We start from the raw sequence: 21,130 nt of genomic DNA, 5'->3' as shown, positions 1-21,130 counted from the left end.
CCACTTGTCATGTTATCGGGGTGATTGATCTATCAGCAATAATTCGAGCGTTCCTTTCGCTTTCATTAATACCAGTTCCGCATTTTTCAGCTGCAACAGCGCGTTGTAATAGGAGAGACGTGCTTCCGTGAGACTGTTTTCCGACAGGAGCAGGTCGGACAACGGTACCAGCTGCTGACGATATCCCTGCACACTCACCGCATAGGTCTCCTCAGCCACCCTGATGTTCTCTCTTTGCCGGACAATGGCTTTGTAGCTGCTTTCGTAGAGCCGGGCAGCATCGGTAAATTCCTTCGAATAATAGGCCGCAGCCTGCTCCTGGCTGTTTTTCAGTTGTCTCAGCTCTAGGTCATATTGTTTGGTCTTCGCCTTTTTCTCCCAACCGTCAAATAGCGGTATATGAAGGCTGATGCCTACCACACCGACCTTGTAGAACTTATCGTCACCCCCCCGGAAAAAGTCGAACGTATTGCGTTGTCCCTGATAATAGAACTCGCCGAATCCCGAGAGCGTGGGCAAATAAGCCTGTCGGTTCATCTTTTGTGTCAGTTTGGTCATTTCGATCTTTTTGTCCAGTAACTGCAATTCCACCCTGCGTGTCCTATCCGCCGCACCAGGCAGCATGGGAGTGGGCGATAACGACAAGGTATCGGTGAGGATCAGTTTCGTATCGGCAGGTAAGCCTGTCAGGTATCTCAGCATGCCAAGCTGCTGCATGTAAAGCTGCTGCAGATGATCGGCCTCTGTCTGCAGGTTGTTCAGATTGACCGAAATTCTTGCTTGGTCTACCTTCCGGATGATCCCGTTCTCATACTGTTGTTTTGCTATTGCGCGTAGCTGTTCCATATTCTGAAGAGCCAGTTCCAGCTGCCCAATCTGCCGGTGGGTGGCCTGACACAGATAATAGAGCTGTGAGATCTGATAGATGACCTCTTCTTCTTTCTGCCGCTGGTTCAGCTCTTCCACCAATTCCATGCTTCGGGCCAACTGTAGCGATGTATGGTAGCTTTGGTTGTACAGCAGCTGTGTCGCCCTAAAACCACTCGTCCACTCGAAACGGGTACCTATCTCCACTGCCATCAACCCTGTCTGCCCGAAGATCTCACCGGGAATGATCAGCTTCGGTATCGCATAGTTATATCCAAATCGACTGTAACCCTCCAGTTGAGGATATCGTTTACTTTCCTTTCCCTGCACGATGTAACCGGCTTTCTGTTGTTGCAGGGTAGCATTCAAGACATCCGCATGCCGTTCTATCCCCAGCCGGCAGGATTGTTTTAGGGACAATGATATGACTTTTTCCTGCGCCGGCATCTGCTGAATCAACAAGCAGAGCAGTGCGGTAACGATGGCTGTTCTTGTTGTCATTTCTTTCCTTGGATGTAAAACCGACTGTTCGGTATGTTTATGCCCAAATTAAAACCGACCAGTCGGCATGTTTTGAATTAAAAAAAAATTATACTTTCAAATCGGCATATAAGCCGTCGTAAAGGGCAAGTACTTCATTTTGCGCCTCTTTAATTTTACCTTCCATCACCAGATGTGCCACCATGCCGTCGGAAGAGTAGATAAAAAGCTTCGCGATTTGCAGGGCGGTCATTTTGCTCGTTATTTCACCGCGGTTCAAGGCAGACTGGATAACCTGTTCCCAGGCACTCAACTCAATAGCATGCATTTTTTCGCTTTGTTCCTTGAATCCGGAAAAAAGCTTGACGGCATCGAGCACCAGAGTGAAGTAGGTGATGTCGTCTTCGTCGTTGGTGTCACTGAGGAACTCTTTCAGGTCCATGAACTTCATTACACTGTTACGGATTACGTCGTGATAGAATCCATGAAATGAATCTTTCCGGAAACTGTCGAAATCTATTTTCATCTGTGAGAAATAGAAGGTCTCCACAATCTCCCTGAACAGCTTCTCCTTGCTGGGGAAGTAGTGATAGAATGCTCCCTTGGAGAGGCCACTTTTCTCGACGATCTCCTTGAGTGTTACTTCCTTGAAGCTCTTCTGCAGAAAGAGCACAAAGGCTGTTTTTAAGATATGTTCCCTAGATTCATTCATAAACCGACCGTTTGGTCTGCAAATATACACACTATTTTTTATTGTACAAACAAATTGATACTTTTTTTTAAAATTGATGTTTTTTTTCTTCATTCATGCTTGTCTTCAGGTTTTGCCCTTTTTCCGTCATTTTTACTATCTTTGTGCTCCGTTACGAAAGGTCGGGTTGAAAAATGTTGATTCATATCGACTTAGAGGGACGGGACATTGATAAAATATTGAATAAACTGACTAAAAACAGATATGGCTGACGATAAAAAAATTATTTTTTCCATGGTGGGGGTAAGTAAAACGTTCCCTCCCCACAAACAGGTGTTGAAGGATATCTACCTCTCCTTCTTCTACGGTGCCAAGATTGGCATCATCGGGCTGAACGGTTCCGGTAAATCTACCCTGCTGAAGATTATTGCTGGGATTGAAAAGGAATACCAGGGCGAAGTAGTCTCCGATAAAAGTTTCTCGGTGGGATACCTGGAGCAGGACCCGAAACTGGATGAAGACAAATCGGTGATCGAAATCGTTCGTGAAGGAGTGCAGCCGGTGATGGACCTGCTGGCGGAATATGAAGAGATCAACCTGAAGTTCGGATTGCCCGAATATTACGAGGATGAGGAAAAGATGAACAAGCTGTTCGACCGCCAGGCAGAATTGCAGGACAAGCTGGATGCCGTCGACGCGTGGAACATCGATAATCGCCTGGAGCGTGCGATGGATGCCCTTCGCTGTCCGCCTGAAGAACAGCCGGTCCGTGAACTTTCAGGAGGTGAACGCCGCCGGGTGGCACTGTGCCGCCTGCTACTGCAGGAACCCGACGTGTTGCTTCTCGACGAGCCGACCAACCACCTCGATGCCGAGTCGATCGACTGGCTGGAGCAGCATTTGCAGCAGTACAAGGGAACGGTGATCTGTATCACGCACGACCGTTACTTCCTCGACCATGTGGCGGGCTGGATTCTCGAACTCGACCGCGGTGAGGGAATCCCCTGGAAAGGGAACTACACCTCGTGGCTGGAGCAGAAAACCAAACGGATGGAACAGGAAGAGAAGCAGGTGAGCAAGCGTCGCAAAACGCTGGAACGGGAGCTGGAATGGATCAACCTGGCGCCCAAGGCGCGCCAGGCCAAAGGAAAAGCACGTCTGAACTCGTACGAGCAACTCCTGAACCAGGATCAGAAAGAGCGTGAGGAGAAACTGGAGATTTTTATTCCCAACGGCCCCCGGTTAGGAAACAAGGTGATTGAAGCTAGAAACGTGAAGAAAGCCTTTGGTGACAAGCTGCTGTTCGACAACCTTAACTTCATGCTTCCACCCAACGGGATCGTTGGCGTTATCGGCCCCAACGGTGCTGGAAAAACCACCCTTTTCCGATTGATACAGGGAATGGAGACCCCGGACAATGGCTCGTTCGAGGTGGGAGAGACCGTTGTTACGGCTTATGTGGATCAGGCTCACGAAGCCATCGATCCCGGTAAGACCGTCTATCAGGTGGTGTCCGGTGGATTGGAGTTTGTACGCGTGGGGGGCAAAGAGGTGAACTCCCGGGCATACCTGTCGCGATTCAATTTCTCGGGAGCGGACCAGGAAAAACTGTGCGGTGTTCTTTCCGGCGGTGAACGAAACCGTCTACACCTGGCATTGACACTCAAAGCCGGGGCAAACGTACTGTTGCTCGACGAGCCGACCAACGATATCGACGTGAATACCCTCCGTGCACTGGAAGAAGGGTTGGAAAACTTTGCCGGATGTGCCGTGGTGATCTCGCACGACCGGTGGTTCCTGGACCGTATCTGTACCCATATCCTTGCGTTTGAAGGAAATTCAGAAGTATTTTATTTCGAGGGTTCCTATAGCGAGTATGAGGAGAACAAGAAAATGCGCCTAGGCAACGTAGAGCCGAAAAGGGTACGCTACCGGAAGCTGTAAACAGAAAATTAAGAATGAGGAAGTTTCTGATTCTGTTTTTCTTGCCGGTATTAAGCCTGCCAGTACTTGCTCAATACAAAGAGGTCAGTGGGGTAGTTATCGATGCGCAGTACAACACGCCGGTCCCCTACGCCGCGATCTTTGTGGAGCATACCAAGATCGGAGTAGTGGCCAGTAATGTGGGTGAATTCTCACTTCAGGTACCCGATTCATTGAAGAATAACCGCCTGGTGAGTGTGGGAGAAGGGTATAGCCTGACTTACCTCTTGCCGGAGGACTATGGGCATGCTCCGCTTCGCATCGCGCTGGTGCCCCAGGACCGTGAGACGGCACTGTTATCGCCGCCGGGCGGCGCTGTCGTGAAACCCGGGAAGGTCGTATCGTTGCTGAGCAAGGCGGCCCGGTTTGTGATGGACGACTGGATCCCGCTGGGAAACCCGGAGACCAACACGTTCGATTTTGGCAGGATCCAGACTCTTCCCACTTACAATCCCGTCGAAGGCGTCCGCCTGCGGGCGGGAGCAGCATCCAATTCGCGCCTGAGTCCCCATTTTTTTATGAAGGGATACTTGGCTTATGGTTTTAAAGACCAGCAGTTCAAGTACCGCGGAGAAGCCGTCTGGTCGTTCGATAAAAAAGCCTATCATGAGGACGAATTCCCCAAAAATAATATGCGCCTGGTGTATGAAAACGATCTGTTCTCCCCCGGCGAGATGCACCCGCGTTCTCTAAACGACCTGTTGCTGATTACCTACCGGAGGTCGGTTAATGAAGCGACGTACCGCAACTTTGCCGAGATAAACTACGAGAGGGAGTACAAAAACGGTCTTGCGCACACCTTCTGGTGGCGAAAATCGAGGTTGATCCCGCAGGGAGAACTGGAGTTCCGGAGGAGTTCCGACGCCGGGCTTACCGCATACGATGGGCTGGACACTTCCGAGGGTGGGGTGCTGCTGCGCTACTCTTTCGAAGAGGCCTATTTACAGCAAAAACGCAAACGAAAACCTGTCGATGTGACAAGTCCCGTCTTTTTTCTTTCACACTCCATCGGCTTCGTACATTTACCCGAAGGTGGTGCTGCATACCACAGAACGGAGTTCTCGGCACAAAAACGTTTCTACTTGGGTTACGCCGGACGACTGGATGCCGTGGGGGAATTTTCAAAAGTGTGGGACGCAGTGCCCTTTCCGCTACTAGTCTATCCCAACCAACGATATAAACATCATATCGAGAACAACGCGTTCTTCCTGAACCGGGCCCTGGAGTTTGTTGCCGATGAGCAGTATACGATTCGGACGACTTTTGTAGGCGATGATTTCCTGCTGGCCAAGATCCCACTGCTGGACGATCTGGGAGCAAAAGAGTTGATCTCGTTGCGCGCCTCTTACGGTAGGCTGAGCAGCAAAAACGACCCGTTGCTTTCCCCCTCTTCTCTCATCTACGATTTTCCGCCGGTATCCTACCGGTACGGCTCAGCCCCCTATGTGGAGGGAACCGTTGGAATCACGAATCTCCTGGGACTTTTGCGTGTGGAATACGTTCATCGGTTCACGTATCGCGATCATCCCGGCGCTTTACTGGGCAGGGTGCGGGTTGACGTGACATTGTAAGAACATTGCCCCTGAGTATTTTTCTTATCAAACGTTTTTTTGTGTTATCTTTGTCGTTTCAATATTACAACATCAGCTGAATTAAATTGATTACGATATTAGGTATAGAATCTTCCTGCGACGACACCTCGGCAGCGGTTATCCGCGACGGTGTCATTTTGTCGAACGTGATTGCCTCGCAGGCAGTACACGAGCGGTATGGCGGCGTGGTGCCCGAGCTGGCATCCCGCGCACATCAGCAGAACATCATTCCCGTGGTGCACGATGCCCTGAAACAAGCGGGCGTCACAAAACAGGAAATTTCGGCGGTGGCTTTCACGCGCGGGCCGGGATTGTTGGGCTCGTTGTTGGTAGGAACCTCCTTTGCGAAAGGGCTCTCCTCTGCTCTTAATATCCCGATGGTGGAGGTGAACCATTTGCAAGCACACGTGCAAGCCCATTTCATCAAAGAAACCCCGGACGATACGAACCGACCGGAGTTCCCGTTTTTGTGCTTGCTGGTTTCGGGCGGTAACTCACAGATTATTCTCGTGAAATCGCACCGGCAGATGGAGATTATCGGGCAAACCATCGACGATGCCGCCGGTGAAGCCTTCGACAAATGCGCCAAGGTGATGGGCCTGGGTTATCCCGGAGGGCCTGTCGTGGATAAATTAGCCAAACAGGGCGATCCCGGCAGGTTTATTTTCAGCAAGCCTCATATCGCGGGATACGATTATAGCTTCAGCGGCCTGAAAACATCGTTTCTCTATTTCCTGCGCGACGAACTGAAAACCGACTCCGGCTTTATCGGGAAAAACAAGGAAGATCTCTGCGCGTCCCTGCAAAAAACGATCGTCGATATATTGATGGACAAGTTGTACCGCGCGTCAAAAGAGTTAAAAATAAAGGAAGTGGCCGTGGCGGGCGGTGTGTCTGCCAATTCAGGCTTGCGCGCTGCTTTTGAAGATTATAGTCGCCGTTATGGATGGAAAATACATATCCCGAAATTTGCTTATACTACCGATAATGCGGCTATGGTAGCTATCTCAGGGTACTACAAGTATCTCGACGGTGAGTTTTGCGGAAAAGACGTGGCGCCTTACGCCAGGGTATCCATATAACAGTATTTTAAAAATTAACCAACCATATATTATGTCACAAAAAGAGATTCCTGCTGTGGAAGAAAATAAGAAAAGTCTCAACTTCATTGAACAGATTGTTGAAAACGATTTAAAAGAAGGTAAAAACGACGGCCGTGTGCAAACCCGCTTTCCGCCGGAACCCAACGGGTACCTGCATATCGGGCACGCCAAAGCCGTGTGTATCGACTTCGGTATTGCCGAAAGATACGGTGGCATTTGCAACCTTCGGTTCGATGATACCAATCCGGTCAAGGAAGACGTTGAATACGTGGATTCCATTATGGAAGATATTCAGTGGCTCGGATTTCAGTGGAAGAACGTGTTTTACGCCTCCGATTACTTCCAGCAGTTATGGGATTTCGCCGTCCAGCTTATCCGGGAAGGAAAAGCCTATATCGATGAGCAATCGGCCGAAGAGATTGCGCGCCAAAAAGGGACGCCAACCGTTCCCGGGACGCCCAGCCCTTACCGCGAACGTCCCGTCCAGGAATCGCTCGACCTGTTTCAAAAGATGAATAGCGGTGACGTTCCAGAAGGAAAAATGGTGCTGCGCGCCAAAATAGATATGGCGTCGTCAAATATGCACTTCCGTGACCCCATCCTATACCGGGTCCTCCATATCCCGCACCACCGTACGGGGACTGCCTGGAAAGCCTACCCCATGTATGATTTTGCGCACGGGCAATCCGACTATTTCGAAGGCGTGACCCATTCCATCTGCACCCTGGAATTTGTGGTACACCGCCCGCTTTACGATTGGTTTATCGACCAGCTGGCCACCGATGATTACCGTCCGCACCAGTACGAGTTCAACCGCCTGAACATGACTTACACCATGATGAGCAAGCGCAAGCTGCTTCAGCTCGTACAGGAGAAGCTGGTTTCGGGATGGGACGACCCGCGCATGCCCACGCTTTGCGGACTGCGCCGCCGCGGCTACACACCACAATCTATACGCAACTTTGTCGATAGTATCGGCTATACCAAATACGACGGGATGATCGACGTGTCGCTCCTTGAGTTTGCCGTGCGCGAGGACCTTAACAAAAAAGCCGTCCGCGTGTCGGGCGTTATCGACCCCGTAAAGCTTATCCTCACGAATTATCCCGAAGGACAAACGGAAGAGATGGAGGCGATCAACAACCCCGAGGACGAATCGATGGGAAGCCGCCGGGTTAAATTCTCGCGCGAACTCTGGATCGAACGCGACGATTTTATGGAAGACGCCCCCCGTAAATACTTTCGTCTTACGCCGGGAAACGAAGTACGCCTGAAAAATGCCTACATCGTGAAATGTGCCGGATGCAAAAAAGACGAAAACGGAAACGTTACGGAAGTATACGCCGAGTATGATCCGCAGACCCGGAGCGGGATGCCCGAGGCTAATCGCAAAGTGAAAGGAACCATCCACTGGGTGTCGGCACCGCATGCCCTCGACGCTGAAGTACGGCTTTACGACCGGCTGTTTATTGTGGAGGATCCGGCTGGAGAGAAAGAAAAGGACTTTCGCGAACTGCTGAATCCCGATTCACTTATCGTGAAGAAAAACTGCAAGGTGGAAGAATACCTGGCCGGAGCTGCGCCGCTAGACAGCTTTCAATTTCAGCGTATCGGGTATTTTAACGTAGATACCGATTCCACGGGCAAAAAACTTGTCTTCAACCGGACAGTAGCCTTGAAGGATTCGTGGAAGAAACAAAATAGTTAAAATGGACGAAGAACTGGACGACATATCTTCCTTGGTGGAAAAATACGAGCAAATGAGTATGTTCGGCAGGAAAATTTATTTCGATGCCGACGAGTTTGCCGTGCTTGCCGATCATTATAACAGCCTGGGAGACAATGAACAGGCCGAAGAGATTATTGAGGAGGGACTCAAGATGCATCCAGCCAGTCCGGAGTTGATGATCTTAAAGGCCAAGACATTGGTATACTCCGAGTTGTATGACGAGGCGTTGTCGTACCTGAACAACATCCCCGGGGAGGGAGATATCGAACTACCCCTGCTTCGGATTGAGAGCCTGCTGCATCTGGAAAAAACGGATGAAGCCAATGAGGTGATCAATGAAACGATGAACAGGGAACTATCGATTGATGATTTGTACGTTTTTATTACCGAGGTTGGTTATGTGATGAACGACGTGGAGCATTTCGACCGGGCCATTTCCTACCTTGAGGAGAGCCTGAAGATTGATGAATCCAATCCCGATGTGCTTATCGATCTGGCATATGCCAACGAGATGAAAGGCGATTTCGCGCGAGCCATAGAATACAACAACCGGTTGCTCGATCTGGATCCCTATTCGTTTGAAGGTTGGGTAAACATCGGCAAGCTCTACTCGATGAATGAACAGTATGAGAAAGCCATTGATTCCTTCGATTTTGCGCTGACCATAAACGAAAACGATATCTCGGCACTGAAGATGAAAGCGCTGTCGCTCTATCTGAACGATAATGCCTCAGAGGCCATCCGTATCTTCGAAGAATGTATCCGCATATCGCCCGATGACGAGTCGCTTTACGATTCGTTGCTCGAGGGGTATGAGGCGATGGAACAGTACGATCAAATGTTGCGTGTTATCGATATCAAGGAAAAGCGTTTCGGATCGAAAGGGATCGCTACGCGCCGGGCATTTGTTGAGCTGTTGAAAGACAACATGACTTCTGCCCGTGAACTGTACAACAACATTCCTGCCGATGAAAAAGAATCACTCGACTACTACATGCTCGAAGGAGAGCTGAGTTTTATCGACGGTGATTTGCGGGCGGCGGAAGCGGCATACATAAAGGCTGCACTGCTTTCGGAAGACAACGAGGAGATCATTGACCGCCTGGCCAACGTGAGTGTTGCCCAGGAGAAATACGAGCAGGCTGCGGAGTATCTGGAACAGCTGCTGGAGATCGATCCTGATTATCCGACGGCAAAATCGCGCCTGGCTTTTATCCGTTTCGAGATTGGAAACAAAGAACCTTTCGATGAAATTATGAAGCAATTTTCGGACGATGAACTCCGTGCCTTACTGAACATCATCTCCGGCTACGAAAGTGCCGACTTCTCTAACTACAATCGCCAGAAGATGCTGGTTCGCCTCAATGAAGCGCGCGAAAACAGGGTGTTGTTTAAGAACATTAAATACTGAACAATGAATACACATTCCATTCCGTCCAATCGCCTCGCATCTCTTGATATCCTGCGTGGCTTTGACCTTTTTATGCTGGTTTTCTTTCAGCCTGTCTTCGTAGCCTTTGCCCGGCACTGGAAAGACGTTCCGGTTTTTTCATTTCTGTTGCATCAGCTTGAACATGTTAAATGGGAGGGCTTTAGTGCCTGGGATTTGGTGATGCCGCTTTTCCTTTTTATGGTGGGTGCCGCCATGCCTTTCTCGTTTGAGAAATATCGCGCGAATCCTGACAAGAGAGCCATTTACAAAAAAATTACGAAGCGGTTTGTCATTCTGTTCATACTCGGTGCTGTGGTGCAGGGTGATCTGTTGAGCCTCGATCCGATGCAGATCCGCATTTATACCAATACATTGCAGGCAATTGCCGTAGGTTATGTTATTTCAGCCGTGCTACTGCTCCATCTGTCCCGGAAAGGCCAGGTGGTGGCCACTTTATTGCTGCTGACGGGTTATTGGGCATTACTTACTTTCCTGGGCGACTTCACCCCTGACGGTAACTTTGCGGAAGCTGTCGATAGGGCCGTACTGGGAAGAGTTCGCGACGGCGTAACGTATGCCGAAGACGGTTCGTGGAGTTTTTCGGATAACTACCGCTATACCTGGGTGCTGACCAGTATGGTGTTTGGGGTAACCACTATGCTGGGTGCTTTTGCCGGACAAATCATGCAAAACGGTAAAGATAAACGGAAGAACAGCCAATTGCTGTTCACTATTGGTGGGGTGTTACTCGTCTCAGCCTGGCTGTTGAGCTTCCAAACCCCCATTATCAAAAAGATCTGGTCGGCCAGCATGACGCTCTGGTCAGGAGGATTATGTTTTCTGTTGATGGCATTGTTCTATTACATCGTTGATTACAAAGGCTGGTCAAAAAGATTGAACTGGCTGAAAATTTACGGAATGAATTCAATCGTTGCTTACACGCTTGGAATGGTTATCAACTTCAGAAGTGCGGCACATTCCCTGCTTTGGGGGTTGGAAAAATATACGGGTGACTATTATTCCGCGGTACTCACTTTTGCCAATTTTCTTATCCTCTTTCTTATTTTGCAATTGATGTATAAGTTGAGGGTATTTGTTAAAATTTAGGCGTAACCCCTGAACGTAAATCAACTGAGTAACCAATTCTTCACCTTAAGGTATTTCCGGGGGGTTAATTTTTTATTGAAAATTTCAGTTGTTCAGTTTTTATTGCTATTTTTACGCCAATTATTCTATATCCATTTTTCCCAGGAAAAAAAGAGTAACTTATTAAATCAGAAAAGTTATAAAACAATATTTTTGAATTTCTAAATCTAAAACAAATTTTTATGTCATCAAAAATGTCAAGAAGGAAGTTTATCCAGGCAGGCGCAACAGCTGCAGTTGGATTAACTGTCGTACCTTCATCGGTACTCGGTAAAAGCATGGGGCACATGGCTCCGAGTGATAAACTCAACATCGTTGGTGTTGGAGTTGGAGGGATGGGTTTTGCTAACCTGAAAAACCTCGAGAGCCAGAACATAATTGGTCTGTGCGATGTGGACTGGAAGTACAGCCAGCGCGTTTTTGATTATTTCCCGAAAGCGAAAAAATACTACGACTATCGTAAGATGTACGACGAATTAGGAAAATCAATCGACGGTGTTGTTGTAGCTACTGCTGACCATACTCACGCTATTATTGCGGCTGAAGCCATGACCATGGGTAAACATGTGTACGTGCAGAAACCGTTGACACACAGTGTATATGAGTCGCGTCTTCTGACGAACCTGGCTAAGAAACACAAAGTGGCCACTCAGATGGGTAACCAGGGATCTTCGGGCACGGGGGTGCGCCAGGTGATTGATTGGATCCGGGACGGACAAATTGGTGAAGTCACCCGTGTGGATACTTTCACCGACAGGCCCATCTGGCCGCAAGGTCTGATGATACCGAAGCAAGTAGACAAAATTCCATCGACTTTAAAATGGGATTTGTTTATTGGCCCGGCCAACAAACGTCCGTTCAACAACATCTATCACCCCTGGAACTGGCGCGGATGGTGGGACTTCGGAACAGGCGCATTGGGAGATATGGCTTGCCATATTTTGCATCCCGTGTTTAAAGGATTAAACCTTGGTTATCCCACAAAAGTTCAGGGCTCATCCACCATGTTGTTAACAGACTGTGCACCCAATGCACAAATGGTGAAATATGTTTTCCCGGCTCGCGACAATATGCCGAAAGTAGCTATGCCTGAAGTGGAAGTTACCTGGTACGATGGCGGCCTGCAACCGTTCCGTCCCGAAGGAGTACCTGCCGGAAAGAACCTGAACGACCAGGGCGGTGGCGTTATTTTCCACGGAACAAAAGACACGTTGATCTGCGGCTGCTACGGCGTAAATCCGTGGTTGGTATCTGGAAGGACACCCAACTCCCCGAAAACCCAGCGTGAAGTTACCCTTTCTCACGAACTGGATTGGGTGCGTGCATGTAAGGAAAGTCCGGAAAATCGCGTTGAAACAGCCTCTCCTTTCTCGGAAGCAGGTCCTTTCAACGAAATGGTAGTCATGGGTGTTCTTGCTGTAAGGCTACAGGGTCTTAACCAGGAACTCCACTGGGATGGTGAAAACATGAAGTTTACCAACATTCCGGCCGATGCGAATATCCGGACAATTATTGAAGACGGTTTCAAAATTACAGACGGTCACCCCACGTTTAACAAAACATGGACGGAACCTGTAAATGCTAACGAGTATGCAGCTGAAATGATCAACCATACTTATCAAAACGGATGGAAATTACCGGCAATGCCGTAAATTTTAGATAACAGATGTCAGATGTCAGACTCCTAAGCTGTCTAGTAACATCGTTTTGAGTCTGATATCTGATGTCGTCATCTACAAGGAAAAGTTTAAATTTTAAAAAAGAACAAGTATGAAAAAAGTTTTTAATGTGCTCTTAAGCGTTGCGGTTGCCACAGCTTTTGTAGCTTGTACCGGAGGTGCAAAAAAAACAGCAGAAACAGAAGGTGTTGATTCTATGAAAACAGAAACTCCTCAATATTCAGTAGTTGACAAACCGCAAGTGGACTTGTCGAAGTTTGAAACGGATAAAGACGGTTACATCGTATTGTTCAACGGTAAGGACTTTACCGGCTGGCGCGGATACGGCAAGGATGCTGTACCCGGAAAATGGACCATCGAAGACGGTGCTATCAAGTTCAACGGTTCTGGAGGCGGTGAAGCCCAGGACGGTGACGGTGGCGATATTATTTTCGACCACAAGTTCAAAAACTTTGAACTGGTGCTGGAGTGGAAAGTCTCCAAAGGAGGTAACTCGGGTATCTTCTATCTGGCACAGGAAGTAACTACAACCGATAAAGACGGCAACGTAAAAACCGAACCTATCTATATTTCCTCTCCCGAATACCAGGTGCTGGATAATGCCAACCATCCCGATGCCAAACTGGGTAAGGACAATAACCGGCAATCCGCTTCGCTCTACGATATGATTCCTGCAGTTCCACAAAACCAGAAACCTTTTGGTGAATGGAACGCAGCAAAAATTATGGTGTATAAGGGAACCGTTGTTCACGGACAGAACAACGAAAATGTGGTTGAGTACCATTTGTGGACTCCCCAATGGACAGAAATGCTCCAGGCCAGCAAGTTCAGCCAGGAAAAATGGCCGTTGGCTTTTGAACTGCTGAATAACTGTGGCGGACCCAACCGCGAAGGATTCATCGGTCTCCAGGACCATGGGGATGATGTTTGGTTCCGTAACATTAAAGTTAAAATCTTAGATTAAGCGTATAATCCCAAAAAGAGTGTTTCTGTCGTGTTCAGGAATACTCTTTTTTTTAATAGAATCAAAGAATGAAGAAAAATTCAAATTTATTTGCATTAATTTTGTTGGGCAGCCTCTTCCTGTTATCGGGTTGTAACCAGGGACAGAAAAAAGAAGAAGCGGAAGCGAGTGTTAAAAAAAACATCTACTTACAGCTCTATTCACTTCGGGACGACATAAAGGCCGACTACGCAGCTACAATTGCTAAAGTGGCTGAAATAGGCTATACCGGGGTAGAGGCTGCCGGGTATAACGACGGTCAGTTTTACGGAATGGCTCCTGCCGACTTTAAAAAATCCATTGAAGATGCGGGGTTGGAAGTTCTTTCTTCCCACGCAGGGCGTCCGTTGGCTGAAAACACAAAAGATACCAACTGGGACGAAGTTTGGAAATGGTGGGATACCGCTATCCAGGCTCATAAGGATGCTGGTATGAAATACCTGGTGGTTGCCTGGATCCCCACACCCAAAACGTTGGTCGATCTTAAAGCTTATTGCGATTACTTTAACCAGGTTGGAGAAAAATGTAACGCAGCAGGAATCCGCTTCGGCTATCACAACCACAACTTCGAATTCACCGAAATAGAAGGAGAAGTGATGTACGACTATATGTTAAAAAATACCGATCCTGCCAAGGTGTTCTTCCAGATGGACGTGTACTGGGTAGGAGAAGGCGGTAAAGACCCAGTAGAGTATTTCAACAATTATCCGGGCAGGTTCGAAGTGCTTCATATCAAAGACGAAACCGAACTGGGTAAAAGTGGAAAAGTAAATTTTGAAAATATCTTCAACAATGTTGATAAATCAGGTGCAAAATACATGGTTGTAGAGGTAGAAAGATATACCGGCACACCGGTGGAAGGTGTAAAAGAAAGCTACGATTACCTAGCGAACGCTGCTTTTGTGAAAGACAGCTATAAATAATTCATAAAGAAACCCGGCACTCGCCGGGTTTCTTTATTCAACTATCCCTCTATATTCTCCGGGAGTTACTTTTTCTTTTTCCTTGAATACCCTGTAAAACGCACTCAGACTCGAGAATCCCGACATCTCGGCGATCTGTAACATCGACAAATTGTCGTACTCCGGATTCTTCATGATTCCCTTTACATACTCTATACGAAAACCGTTCACCCAATCGCAAAAGTTCGTCCGCATCTCTTCATTCACAATTCGGGATATGTAGGTCCGGTTGGTCCCTGCCATCAATGCAATGTCGGTTATTCGCAGTTCGGGATTCTTGTACAGCTCGTTCTTCCTCAGTAAATCCGAGAGCTGCTGCTTGGTTATTCTGTCGCTTAACGCCAGTTGCTTCCTCTCTGTGGCCCGGAGCCTTTTTTTGCGGTAATCATTCACGTCGTTCGTGAAATCGGCTACGGTAAAGTTTTGGTGATAACCAACGTATCCGATAAAAAACAAAAAAAGTGAATGCGTGAGAGCCGGAAAGGCTATTAAAGGGCCTTTATCTACAAAAAAATCCTTACCAATCACATTGGAGACAAGCGAGACAACGGAAGCAAACAGAAAGGCGAAAAGAATCCACTTTACCGAACTGAGGTCCTTACCTCCTGTGTTGGAGTAAAACTCTTTCACCTCCTTATTGTACCGGACTATAAGCCTGTATCCGAACCACACCGATAAGATTACCTGCACCAGAAAAAATGCCTTGAACAAGGTGGTGCGAAGAACCTGCAATCGTACTAACTGAGGATAGGACCCGGTGTAGCCCTGTTCGTGGTACATGACTCCGCGGACAAAAAGGTCCAACTCTTCGGGCGACATGGCGAAGTAGATGACGAACGAGAAGACCGACAACACCAGCGCAGGCAGTAAAATCCAGCTCCACCGCCAGTCGATCCGGATATCGCGCGTAAGAAGCCGGATATAATAGTAATAAAGCGGGTAGGAGGAGAGGGACGTGAACACCCAGATGTTGTCCGTAAAGGCGAACAGGTCGTATTGCCGGTTGAAAAAAGCGGCGTGCACAAAATAGTTGACAGCCGATAACGACAGGAAGAAAGCCAGGTAATTTTTCGGTAGATTCCGGTTATTGTCGCACAACAGAAGTACTACCCAAAACAGGCATACGAACATGGGCATGACCGACAGGATAAGTTGTATCAACATATGGGGGCAGTTTGTTTTTACAAAAATAAGTAATTTTTATGAATTAGGAATAAATTTTTACGAATCGGGAACACAAACATGTTTTTAAGCAAAAAAGGTAAAAAATATTGCGGTAATTTTACAAGCGAATAAATAAAAATCATTAACACTACCGCATTTTAATGCATTATTGATTCTTTAAAACTATTTTAATTATGAAAAATTTGAAAACGGTTTCTAAATTATTTATCTCTTTACTATGTGGATTTTATTTACTGTCTGCTTGCGAAAAAGAAGGAAGTAGCTCAAGTGCAGAATTGGGTGGAGATACAAACTTGACTAAAAATCAAGTGGGAAATACTTCAACCGGAACAATAAAGTTAGGCGGGACAGCTTCAAGCATCAATTCACAGGTGAAAGTTGTAGAAAACAACAATGGTTTAATCGCTGTTGAATTTTCATTCCCCATCTCCTCAAGTTTTAGCGGCACCGTTGATGACATAGGAAATGCTTTATACGGAGAAGATTTTAATAAATACAAATCGTCATTTATCGACTCCAACGGAAACTTCAAAGGGAAATTCAAATTTAAAAACAGTTCAGAAGGAGTAGCAATAGTAAATGCTTCAGGCAAACAGGCTGTTATCATGAAATATGACGTAAACGTGGGTGATAAATGGACATATACAAAAAAGAACGGGAAAATAGCCAATTATAAAGTCACGAAAAAATCAACCACTGATGATTACGATTACGGGTCCCTCAAAATTAAAACTGTACAGGTGGAACGAACCTCCAGCGAACCTGGTGTAACCAAAATTATCTATATCGGAAATCATAAATTCGGATTAATTGGTATAGAAATGTACCTTGAAGATGGAAGTGTAGTAAAATATACAATAAGCTAATATCAAAGAAGTGAATAACAAAAATAAATTTCTAACGGCAACGGGGCTGATTTTTATTGCTGTCGGCCTGCTGGGAATATACTTCTTTGTTTTTAAAGGCATAAAACCCGGATGGTTGCAGCTGAACGTTTTTACTGTTTATTCAAAATATTTAGAAACGAAAACGTTTACTGTTATTCAAAATAACCAAGGAGACGAGTTGGCTGTAACAAGCTACTGCATGGGGTGGCTCTTGATTATCCTCAGGTATAAGCCATCTTTTCCGAGCAGACAGTCATTGGTCATCCTTTTTTTTATTGCCGGATATTTATTTTTACATGGATTGGCCGTAATCTATTTTATGCTTTCGTTGCTTTTTATACTGCCTCTACTCTTTCTTATACATATAAAACATGAATCCTTTCTTTCAAAACATAAGGGATAACACAGAATGGCTGTACGGCGTCATCTTTGAATACAACTGGTTCTATTATGACTTCTGGTCGTTTGTTCATCTCTGGAGCGGAGCCATCATTTTCGCAGTTTTATCGGCTTACAACGTTAAGAAAAGATGGTTAAAACTGCTCTTGATCTTGGGCGTTTTTGAAGTAGTGGAAACCCTTTTTTTTATCGCAATACTGAACTTGTTCAAGCCGGAGAAAGCCGTCGATGTAGTAAACGATATTGTTATTGGAATGCTCGGAGGAGCACTCATGTACGCTTTCTTCAGATGGAATGACACCGGAAAGTACACAAGGTTTCTCGCGTTATTTATTTCAGCAGTAACCGTTGCTTTTATTTGGGTAGGCTGGTATGGATATAATTATACTATACCTTTTTTTAATTCTCCTTACGTGAATTGGTGGGCGCTAAGCTGCTGGACGATATCGGGGGGGACGATCATCTTATTGTTCAGTAATTTCAAAGCTAAAGGAAGTACTTTCTTTGCAATCACTTTTCCTTGGCTGATTTACCTTGTTCTGCTTTTTGCGGTAGAGTACGCGGCTTACCATCTGTTGTCGTTCAGAGAAATTACACAAGGGTCAACGCCATTGATTTTTGATATTGTACATGGGAGCAAGATCATGCATGTTTTTTATGTTACCGCCCCCCTGTTCTTTATAGGATTGTTTGTTTTACTTGACGCATTATTAAAGAAGTATGAACAGTCGTAAAATAAAGAGAACAATTAATAGGTTCTTGTATGCTTTAGGGGCAATTGTATTGCTTTACCTCTTGTTGTATAGTATTGACAGGATATATGGTCGTTATTACAGCCGGACTAATTCGGCCGGAACAATTACCGTTGAACGCGGTGATATCATTTACAAAGTAACCTCTTTTATGTTGGCAGGCAGCAACTACCCGTATTACGGATCTTTCCCCGGCCATTTGGGCATCTTCTTAAGCGATACCACAATCGCTGTTAAAAACAGCGATTTTAAAAAGATGTTGGTTGCGGAGTCATCTTTGTTCAATATAAAAGAGAAAAAGATGATGCCTGTTCTCCGGATTAATCCGGCGGAAAACAATTACGGTTATGCCGGGGGAAGGTTGCTGCTCGTCAAAACACACCTGAACGATAGTCAGAAGGAAAAACTGCAACGGTATGTTGAATTAAACAGCGGAAAACCCTATCAACTGTTTGCCAAAAAAAATGATTCGATCAGTTTTAACTGCGCCACTTTTGTGTGGAATGCCTTTAACAGTGCCGTAAATATTGATGTGGATGCCAACGGAGGGAAGACGGTATTGCCAGCCGATATATTGAGTTATTTTATGAAAAAGGAAGATGCTGAGATTATAAGGTTTTAGCACCCCTCGCTCTATGCGCTAGACGGATAGTCTTTCTTACTTTTTCTGGAACGGAGATACTAAAAAAACAAACATTTTTAAAACAATGAGAACAGAACAAACACCAACGGAGAAGCCTGCTGAATTTTACACAGCACCTCAAATTGAGGTTGTCGACATCGAACTGGTTCAAAACATCATGGGCAGCACCGATACGTTGCCGGACATACCGCTCGAAGACTGGTAAGTGAATTCATTACAAATCACAAATTTTAAATTATGAAAAATAAATTCTTATTCTGGGCAGTATCGGCTTTCTTCGTTATTGCCGGGTGCACCAACGATGCGGTTGTAGACGAAAAAGATGTCACGGCGAAAGGGCACAAAATTACCCTGACGGCCTCCATGCCCGACGGAGCATCAACAACCCGCCTCAGTTTAGAACAGGAAGCCGATAGCAACCAAATCACCGTCAAATGGAAAGCGGGCGATGTGTTGCAGTTCTTTTTCAAGCAAGGTGCAACGCTCGTGACCGGGTCATCCGTAACGCTGGCTGCGGAAGACATTACCATGGAGGGTAAGAAAGCTGCCTTTTCCCTCGAAGTCCCCACGGAGATCGATGAGCGGTCCGCCTTTACGGTCTACACGCTTCACGGGGCGGAAGCTTCCGTCAGCGGAGGGAAGATAAACGCAAATGTTTCCCCGGTAGGGTTCAAGCCCATAAGCGAGTTGACCGAATCGGAAGTGACGGTGAAGTCAGGCACCCGGGTTGCAGCGGTGAATATCGGCCCTGAATTCTTTTCGGTCTATACCGATAACGCCGACTCAAAGATCAAAATCCGGAAAATCATAGTACCCCAATAAAAGTAAAAATCCCCGGCCACATTGGCCGGGGATACTACTGACTTTCCGGAAAATGTCTTAAAAATTGTGTTTTATTTACAATTTGAGAATAATTTTTACGGTATGGGAAGTTTTTAATTATTACCAATTAATAGACCATGAGAACAATCAATTTCACTATTGCCCTCTTGCTGATGCTTTGGGTAACTGCCTGCAGCAATCAAGAGATCGTTGAAGAAGATCCGATGGAAACGGCGCACGCCCGTACCCTCAAGTTGAACGCTTCGATGCCGGATGAGGAGAAAAAGAGCGGCACGTCATCCACCCGTCTCACTTTCACGGAGACCGATGAGGGAGCCATTTCTGTAAGCTGGAAAGCGGGAGACAAGATCCATCTTTGCTTTGTCAGTGAAAATGGAAGCATCGTAAGGACAGTCCCAGATGTGGCTGTGACCAATATCTCCGCGGATGGGAAGAGGGCCGATTTTGAAGTGGTGATTCCCGAAGAGATCACCGGCACCTTCCATCTCTATGGTATCTATGGGGCATCCTTCTCACCGGCAAACAGCAAGACGGTGCTATTCCCGGCTCCGGCAGGAACCACTTCCGGAACTTTGCTGGGCGACACCGAGCCGATCAACGTGATGCGGTTCGCGGCGGAGAACCTGACGGAGGCATCTTCTCCGCAGGTATCTTTCAGCCACATAGGCTCCATCTTTTCCGTTTGGATCTACAACGATACACCATCCCCTGTGAGCGTGGGGCAAATTACCCTCTCCAGCGCCGGAAAGGGTTATAACTGGCTGCGGAACAGCACCGGAAATGCCACATTCGATATTGCCGACAACAGCTTTATCAATACCAATGCCGGTACCGAGCTGGTCTATTCTCCTCCTGCAGGAACCACTATCGCCGCAGGGGAGTCGCTCAAGCTCTATCGCTGGGTGGTGCCGGGCGATGAGGTTGACCCTTCCGACACCTCCAAATTGATGGATATCAAAGATATCAACGGTTCATCATTTACCGAGACAATTTTTGCCAGGGCCATGCAACTCGGGAAGTACTACCGCCTCAAAATGGTGTATGACGGCAGCCGGTTCAGGTATATCAAGATCCCGACCGACAGCGGGCTGACAGGGTACTGGTCCTTCGACGGCAATGCGAACGATATGGTAGGTACAAACAACGGAACCGTATACGGGAACGTGACACTCACCACCGATCGGAAAGGCAACAGCAACCGTGCTTACCAATTCAACGGCGGCAGCGGTGACTATATCAAGTGCTCCTCTCCCGGGATCACCGGCACCGCCGCACGTACCTTCTCCTTCTGGGCTAAAGCGGATGCCTTATCTGCTTCAGAACAGGCCATTCTGAGCTACGGTGGTCCAACAACGGATTATGGAGGCCGTTTTGAAATAAGTCTCGTGAACGGCGAGCTGATATGTGATATCTCATGGTCGAACTTGGGAAAGAAATCGACTGCGATCACTCCAGCCGTGTGGAATTTTTATACGGTTGTATTCATCGGTGGAGAAGGCCAGACACTCACTACAGGTGTGCGCTATTATGTGAATGGCACGTTAATCACCGATGTTGGTAAGATAACAAGGAATGATGTTATCAATACACGAAGCGATAATCCAATCTTTTTCGGCTCTCTTTATGGAACAGGTCGTCCTTTTAATGGGGTTATCGACGAGGTGAGGATGTACGACAGGGCGTTGACCGGATCGGAAGTGAAAGGTCTCTATTACATGGATCGCCAGTTCTGATAAAAAGGGTATGTTGGCTAT

General features: G+C 46.9%; 18 protein-coding genes. 15 read left to right on the top strand and 3 right to left on the bottom strand.

Going from position 1 to position 21,130, the window contains the following annotated elements; translation table 11 throughout:
- Window positions 1-12: 12 nt before the first annotated feature.
- Entirely contained in the window at window positions 13-1,368 is a 1,356-nt protein-coding gene (locus KCV26_16160) for a TolC family protein (protein ID WZX36793.1), read from the bottom strand.
- Window positions 1,369-1,456: 88 nt separating this feature from the next.
- On the bottom strand, window positions 1,457-2,059 hold the full coding sequence (locus KCV26_16155) for a TetR/AcrR family transcriptional regulator (GenBank protein WZX36792.1): 603 nt from the start codon (window positions 2,057-2,059) through the stop codon (window positions 1,457-1,459).
- Between the two features lie 243 nt (window positions 2,060-2,302).
- Between KCV26_16155 and ettA the strand changes: the two genes are divergently transcribed.
- From ettA to KCV26_16110, 9 genes are all read left to right on the top strand, one after another.
- Complete coding sequence (ettA, locus tag KCV26_16150) at window positions 2,303-3,982, top strand: energy-dependent translational throttle protein EttA (GenBank protein ID WZX36791.1); 1,680 nt, start codon at window positions 2,303-2,305, stop codon at window positions 3,980-3,982.
- A gap of 14 nt (window positions 3,983-3,996) precedes the next feature.
- A complete protein-coding gene (locus tag KCV26_16145) occupies window positions 3,997-5,592 on the top strand; it encodes a hypothetical protein (GenBank protein WZX36790.1) in 1,596 nt (531 codons plus the stop codon).
- Between the two features lie 86 nt (window positions 5,593-5,678).
- A complete protein-coding gene (gene tsaD / locus KCV26_16140; GenBank protein WZX36789.1) occupies window positions 5,679-6,695 on the top strand; it encodes a tRNA (adenosine(37)-N6)-threonylcarbamoyltransferase complex transferase subunit TsaD in 1,017 nt (338 codons plus the stop codon).
- 31 nt (window positions 6,696-6,726) lie between these two features.
- Window positions 6,727-8,424, top strand: coding sequence for a glutamine--tRNA ligase/YqeY domain fusion protein (locus KCV26_16135; GenBank protein WZX36788.1), 1,698 nt, complete (start codon window positions 6,727-6,729; stop codon window positions 8,422-8,424).
- A gap of 1 nt (window position 8,425) precedes the next feature.
- Window positions 8,426-9,856: a tetratricopeptide repeat protein gene (locus KCV26_16130; GenBank protein WZX36787.1), complete on the top strand. Its 1,431-nt coding sequence runs from the start codon at window positions 8,426-8,428 to the stop codon at window positions 9,854-9,856.
- Window positions 9,857-9,859: 3 nt separating this feature from the next.
- Window positions 9,860-10,984: a DUF5009 domain-containing protein gene (locus tag KCV26_16125; protein WZX36786.1), complete on the top strand. Its 1,125-nt coding sequence runs from the start codon at window positions 9,860-9,862 to the stop codon at window positions 10,982-10,984.
- Window positions 10,985-11,205: 221 nt separating this feature from the next.
- Window positions 11,206-12,675: a Gfo/Idh/MocA family oxidoreductase gene (locus KCV26_16120; protein ID WZX36785.1), complete on the top strand. Its 1,470-nt coding sequence runs from the start codon at window positions 11,206-11,208 to the stop codon at window positions 12,673-12,675.
- 118 nt (window positions 12,676-12,793) lie between these two features.
- Window positions 12,794-13,666, top strand: coding sequence for a DUF1080 domain-containing protein (locus tag KCV26_16115; GenBank protein ID WZX36784.1), 873 nt, complete (start codon window positions 12,794-12,796; stop codon window positions 13,664-13,666).
- Window positions 13,667-13,734: 68 nt separating this feature from the next.
- Window positions 13,735-14,628 carry a sugar phosphate isomerase/epimerase gene (locus KCV26_16110; protein ID WZX36783.1) on the top strand — a complete coding sequence of 298 codons (894 nt, stop codon included), beginning with the start codon at window positions 13,735-13,737 and terminating at the stop codon, window positions 14,626-14,628.
- A 33-nt stretch (window positions 14,629-14,661) separates the two neighbouring features.
- Here KCV26_16110 and KCV26_16105 read toward each other — a convergent pair whose 3' ends face one another.
- Window positions 14,662-15,831: a helix-turn-helix transcriptional regulator gene (locus tag KCV26_16105; protein ID WZX36782.1), complete on the bottom strand. Its 1,170-nt coding sequence runs from the start codon at window positions 15,829-15,831 to the stop codon at window positions 14,662-14,664.
- 194 nt (window positions 15,832-16,025) lie between these two features.
- Between KCV26_16105 and KCV26_16100 the strand changes: the two genes are divergently transcribed.
- From KCV26_16100 to KCV26_16075, 6 genes are all read left to right on the top strand, one after another.
- Window positions 16,026-16,718, top strand: coding sequence for a hypothetical protein (locus tag KCV26_16100; GenBank protein WZX36781.1), 693 nt, complete (start codon window positions 16,026-16,028; stop codon window positions 16,716-16,718).
- Window positions 16,719-17,110: 392 nt separating this feature from the next.
- Window positions 17,111-17,872 carry a hypothetical protein gene (locus KCV26_16095; protein WZX36780.1) on the top strand — a complete coding sequence of 254 codons (762 nt, stop codon included), beginning with the start codon at window positions 17,111-17,113 and terminating at the stop codon, window positions 17,870-17,872.
- Window positions 17,859-18,512, top strand: coding sequence for a hypothetical protein (locus KCV26_16090; GenBank protein ID WZX36779.1), 654 nt, complete (start codon window positions 17,859-17,861; stop codon window positions 18,510-18,512). The genes KCV26_16095 and KCV26_16090 overlap by 14 nt, the downstream gene beginning before the upstream one ends.
- Before the next feature lie 85 nt (window positions 18,513-18,597).
- Window positions 18,598-18,738: a hypothetical protein gene (locus tag KCV26_16085; protein WZX36778.1), complete on the top strand. Its 141-nt coding sequence runs from the start codon at window positions 18,598-18,600 to the stop codon at window positions 18,736-18,738.
- 32 nt (window positions 18,739-18,770) lie between these two features.
- Window positions 18,771-19,355 carry a hypothetical protein gene (locus KCV26_16080; protein ID WZX36777.1) on the top strand — a complete coding sequence of 195 codons (585 nt, stop codon included), beginning with the start codon at window positions 18,771-18,773 and terminating at the stop codon, window positions 19,353-19,355.
- A 137-nt stretch (window positions 19,356-19,492) separates the two neighbouring features.
- Window positions 19,493-21,109: a LamG domain-containing protein gene (locus KCV26_16075; GenBank protein ID WZX36776.1), complete on the top strand. Its 1,617-nt coding sequence runs from the start codon at window positions 19,493-19,495 to the stop codon at window positions 21,107-21,109.
- Window positions 21,110-21,130 lie beyond the last annotated feature (21 nt).

Source organism: Petrimonas sulfuriphila (genome assembly GCA_038561985.1).
GTDB classification, from domain to species: Bacteria; Bacteroidota; Bacteroidia; order Bacteroidales; family Dysgonomonadaceae; genus Petrimonas; species Petrimonas sulfuriphila.
Note: the sequence above shows the minus strand (reverse complement) of the source record. Positions and strands in the feature narration are given on the sequence as shown.

What these genes read in the sequence shown, in the direction of transcription:
- KCV26_16160 (WZX36793.1), bottom strand. Translation starts at nt 1,368, where the DNA reads ATGACAACAAGAACAGCCATCGTTACCGCACTGCTCTGCTTGTTGATT.
- KCV26_16155 (WZX36792.1), bottom strand. Translation starts at nt 2,059, where the DNA reads ATGAATGAATCTAGGGAACATATCTTAAAAACAGCCTTTGTGCTCTTT.
- ettA (WZX36791.1), top strand. Translation starts at nt 2,303, where the DNA reads ATGGCTGACGATAAAAAAATTATTTTTTCCATGGTGGGGGTAAGTAAA.
- KCV26_16145 (WZX36790.1), top strand. Translation starts at nt 3,997, where the DNA reads ATGAGGAAGTTTCTGATTCTGTTTTTCTTGCCGGTATTAAGCCTGCCA.
- KCV26_16135 (WZX36788.1), top strand. Translation starts at nt 6,727, where the DNA reads ATGTCACAAAAAGAGATTCCTGCTGTGGAAGAAAATAAGAAAAGTCTC.
- KCV26_16130 (WZX36787.1), top strand. Translation starts at nt 8,426, where the DNA reads ATGGACGAAGAACTGGACGACATATCTTCCTTGGTGGAAAAATACGAG.
- KCV26_16125 (WZX36786.1), top strand. Translation starts at nt 9,860, where the DNA reads ATGAATACACATTCCATTCCGTCCAATCGCCTCGCATCTCTTGATATC.
- KCV26_16120 (WZX36785.1), top strand. Translation starts at nt 11,206, where the DNA reads ATGTCATCAAAAATGTCAAGAAGGAAGTTTATCCAGGCAGGCGCAACA.
- KCV26_16115 (WZX36784.1), top strand. Translation starts at nt 12,794, where the DNA reads ATGAAAAAAGTTTTTAATGTGCTCTTAAGCGTTGCGGTTGCCACAGCT.
- KCV26_16110 (WZX36783.1), top strand. Translation starts at nt 13,735, where the DNA reads ATGAAGAAAAATTCAAATTTATTTGCATTAATTTTGTTGGGCAGCCTC.
- KCV26_16105 (WZX36782.1), bottom strand. Translation starts at nt 15,831, where the DNA reads ATGTTGATACAACTTATCCTGTCGGTCATGCCCATGTTCGTATGCCTG.
- KCV26_16100 (WZX36781.1), top strand. Translation starts at nt 16,026, where the DNA reads ATGAAAAATTTGAAAACGGTTTCTAAATTATTTATCTCTTTACTATGT.
- KCV26_16095 (WZX36780.1), top strand. Translation starts at nt 17,111, where the DNA reads ATGAATCCTTTCTTTCAAAACATAAGGGATAACACAGAATGGCTGTAC.
- KCV26_16090 (WZX36779.1), top strand. Translation starts at nt 17,859, where the DNA reads ATGAACAGTCGTAAAATAAAGAGAACAATTAATAGGTTCTTGTATGCT.
- KCV26_16085 (WZX36778.1), top strand. Translation starts at nt 18,598, where the DNA reads ATGAGAACAGAACAAACACCAACGGAGAAGCCTGCTGAATTTTACACA.
- KCV26_16080 (WZX36777.1), top strand. Translation starts at nt 18,771, where the DNA reads ATGAAAAATAAATTCTTATTCTGGGCAGTATCGGCTTTCTTCGTTATT.
- KCV26_16075 (WZX36776.1), top strand. Translation starts at nt 19,493, where the DNA reads ATGAGAACAATCAATTTCACTATTGCCCTCTTGCTGATGCTTTGGGTA.